A 3,479-nucleotide genomic window follows, 5' to 3' on the forward strand; every position below is an offset into this window, starting at 1 on the left:
TTCTTCCTCCATCTGAGATAAGTTGCATAGGAGAGACCTATCACCTCGCAACATCTAATAGGTCTGACGCCAGAAGCAATAGCTTCACCAATTAACTCTAATAGTTTAGTGCGCGTTGATGTTTCGGTTAATCATCCTCTCCCGAAATCAACGCATTGAACTTTTTTGATAGCACCATATAACGCAGCGCTTTCAGCTAATGCTTTATTCTTCTTTTTTAAATCGGCTTCTAGCGCCTTATTCTTATCCTTGAGTGTTTTTAATTCAGTCGTTTGTGCATGACTGTTTTTCTTTTCAGAACTCTCAATAAACTCCCTTTTCCAAGACTTTAATTGATGTTCAAAAATGCCTTTCTTTCGGCACCACTGACTGAGCTCCTCTCCAGTTAAAGCATGAGATTCTGCAATGGCTAATAATTTTTCTTGAGCTGACCACTGTCTACTATCTGAAGAGAGTTGATTTAATTGTTCTCTATGATTTCTAAGCCAAGCATCTAAAGAGCTTTTAGATATATTGAGTTCTTTGGCTACATCTTTCAGAGACCGGTCTCCTCTGTTATTAGCCAATTTAATTGCATTCATTTTAAATTCATCTGAAAATTTAGGGTTAGCCATATTATTAATATCTCCTATTATTTAATGATAGTGTACTATAAAATTATTAACAACTATCCTAATTGATAGGGACCTTCAACTTGCTTCAGTGCCGCCTTGGCGGCTAATTTTGCCGCTGCTTTTGTGGTGCTGTTTTGAGCAGTTGCCTCTCGTTTTACTCAAATACAAAAATCCCCATTAAATGAGGATTTTGTATTTGTTAACATGATTTAGTAGGGTTTAACAATCGTTCGCCATTCAGTGCCATCATATAATGCGGCTCTAGAGTGGTTGGTGATTAAGAGTACCCCATCGCGCGCATCCATATGCCCACCATACTGAATGTAAACGCCATTTCCATCGACTATCTCTAATGCATCGCCATTGAGGATTTTCAACTCGTTATCGGATGCCAGCCAAAGTTTATCTTGAAACCAAAGTAAGTCATTCCATAATATGGTTGAGCGGCCTTTAATGAGTAGTTCCCATGTATTCTCTTTTCCACGCCACACACTGCAACCTTCGCCACCAATATAAACATAACCATCACCCGCACAACATACCGTGCTCAGTTGCTCGTTGCTAGGAAAACCACATTGTTGCCAACGTGCCCCATCGTAACGCCATACATCTCCCGCACCGCCTACGGCGTACATGTTTTGTTGACTGAAACCATCCATATCGCGAAATCCTAGTTCTGAAGAAGGCAGTTTTTCAATTCCTTCATCAAAGGACTCCCATTGCCCAACATCAACACGTCGGTATATTTCTCTAAATAAGCACACGGCATAGGTATAACCTTCGATGCAGACTAAACGCATTGGATTAACCATTTCATCTGGCTTGATATACTCAATCGGAAATGGACCCCCTGCGCCCATTACACTTATCGCACCTTCACCACGACTTGATAACAATCCCTGTGGCCGAGGTAACAACCCCACACCCGTTTTAGGAAAACTAAATCCACTTAACTTATCATAAGATATACCGTCAAATGGATCTCGATGTAAATAAACAGCTAACAATACCGACTGTATCTCAGAGTCGTATAGCAGTGATGCTTCTTCTGCTGGCAAATCCTTTCTGAGTGCAAAATAATGAATGTTTTTATCTCTAACGGAACAGTCAACAATTAAATAGTCTTTAAAAATTTTCTTCCAGTCACTTTCAGTGACAAATGACTGATTTCTTGTAATATTATTCATAATTTTCCTCTAGATTATTCTCGGTTCCCAATTGATTCATCTGTCATCGGTAGGCCATTTTTATCAATTGGCTTAATTCGGCTATCCTCACACTTATCAAGATAGTAGCCCTCTAATTGCGATTTGATACATTCTTTTGAGCAGTTCGAAAATCTAAACGCTTTTTGATGCGATTCCGCCGCGTTTTCTATTACTTGCTCCATACTCATTGTACCTGCTGAGTCTAGCTCATCTTTCTTGATAGCCCTATCAATTAGGATAGTTGTTAATAATTTTATAGTACACTATCATTAAATAATAGCAGATTTAAAAATATGGCTAACCCAAAATTTTCAGATGAATTTAAAATGAATGCAATTAAATTGGCTAATAACAGAGGAGACAGGTCTCTGAAAGATGTAGCCTAAGAACTCAATATATCTAAAAGCTCTTTAGATGCTTGGCTTAGAAATCATAGAGAACAATTAAATCAACTCTCTTCAGATAGTAGACAGTGGTCAGCTCAAGAAAAATTATTAGCCATTGCAGAATCTCATGCTTTAACTGGCGAAGAACTCAGCCAACGGTGCCGTATGAAAGGCATTTTTGAACATCAATTAAAGTCTTGGAAAAGGGAGTTTAGGTTGAGCGTATTAATTCATCGTGTTGTGAAAATGACATAGATTACTCCTTGGTCAAATGCTCAAAGTCGAATTATCTTTTTTGACTTCATATCAGAACCGTTTGCACTAAATCAATAAAGTGTTTAAATGAATCGAATTTATTCATTATCCTGAGCTGTCTTCTCATACTCAAAGGTCCCATCCCATTCGGGTAACTTGGCCGGTGGTAAAGGGACTATCTTATCTATATCTGGGAATTTGAAATTTTCATTACGTCGAATTTTTTCGGCAATTATTTCATATCGCCTCACCCTTTCTTCATCCACTTTAGCTTGCCCTAAGTAGAAACCATCGCTGGGTTTAGTGATGCTAAATCCATGAATTAAAGCCCTAACAGAATAAAGCCCACCATGACGTGCGCCTATCTGATAAGCTTCTGCTGATTTATCGAATATTTTATCGATTCGATAATCTGAACCGAGTCTACGCGCAGCTTCATGGTGACCTTGCTCTGCGGCACATTTGAGCATGGCTCTACCAATTTCTGGTCGATAAGCTGGATTATCTACCCCATCTTTGGTGTAGTTAATCAGCCTCTTTGAAGCAAATATATCACCTAACTTTGCTTGCGCTTCTTTATTCCCCAAATCCGCGGCCCTGCGATAGTATGCTAAGCCTTTTGTTACATCTCGCTCAACCATAAAACCACGGCTTAAAAAGAACCCCATTTGATAAAAACCACTGGCGACATTTAATGACATAAGATGCTCAACCCAATATAAAGCTTCTTCACCGTGTGTCATTCCTTCTTTAGCCACCCCCTTACCCTCAATCAGAAGATTTTGCAAATTAATCATTGCTTTAATATGCCCTTGCTCTGCCGCATGACGGTACCCGACAACCAACCTATCATCTGCTTCTGACGAGTAACGGTGTTTTTTCTGTAGTGCCCTCGTCTCTTTAAACAATTTGTCAGATTCTAGGGTAAATACGGGGTAAGTTGTCACTTCATATTCAGGGGGAGATTAAACTTTTGCCAGCTTCATCAGCATTTAAAATCATCCCCTTGTTAAATT

Annotated in this window: 4 protein-coding genes; all 4 read right to left on the minus strand. The window is 39.1% G+C overall.

Features of this window, described 5'->3' with window-relative positions:
• Positions 1-131: 131 nt before the first annotated feature.
• A complete protein-coding gene (locus ACFFIT_RS02045; protein ID WP_385875922.1) occupies positions 132-614 on the minus strand; it encodes a transposase in 483 nt (160 codons plus the stop codon).
• Positions 615-823: 209 nt separating this feature from the next.
• Positions 824-1,801 (minus strand): beta propeller repeat protein, encoded by a 978-nt coding sequence (locus ACFFIT_RS02050; RefSeq protein ID WP_385875924.1) that lies wholly within the window; start codon positions 1,799-1,801, stop codon positions 824-826.
• 14 nt (positions 1,802-1,815) lie between these two features.
• Positions 1,816-2,004, minus strand: coding sequence for a hypothetical protein (locus tag ACFFIT_RS02055; RefSeq protein ID WP_385875926.1), 189 nt, complete (start codon positions 2,002-2,004; stop codon positions 1,816-1,818).
• A gap of 557 nt (positions 2,005-2,561) precedes the next feature.
• Entirely contained in the window at positions 2,562-3,410 is an 849-nt protein-coding gene (locus tag ACFFIT_RS02060) for an SEL1-like repeat protein (protein WP_385875927.1), read from the minus strand.
• Positions 3,411-3,479: the final 69 nt, after the last annotated feature.

It is taken from the genome of Thorsellia kenyensis (assembly GCF_042432445.1).
In the GTDB taxonomy this organism is placed as follows: Bacteria; Pseudomonadota; Gammaproteobacteria; order Enterobacterales; family Thorselliaceae; genus Thorsellia; species Thorsellia kenyensis.

Excerpts from the sequence above, each read along its gene's own strand:
- ACFFIT_RS02055 (WP_385875926.1), bottom strand. The coding sequence starts at position 2,004 with ATGGAGCAAGTAATAGAAAACGCGGCGGAATCGCATCAAAAAGCGTTT.
- ACFFIT_RS02050 (WP_385875924.1), bottom strand. The coding sequence starts at position 1,801 with ATGAATAATATTACAAGAAATCAGTCATTTGTCACTGAAAGTGACTGG.
- ACFFIT_RS02045 (WP_385875922.1), bottom strand. The coding sequence starts at position 614 with ATGGCTAACCCTAAATTTTCAGATGAATTTAAAATGAATGCAATTAAA.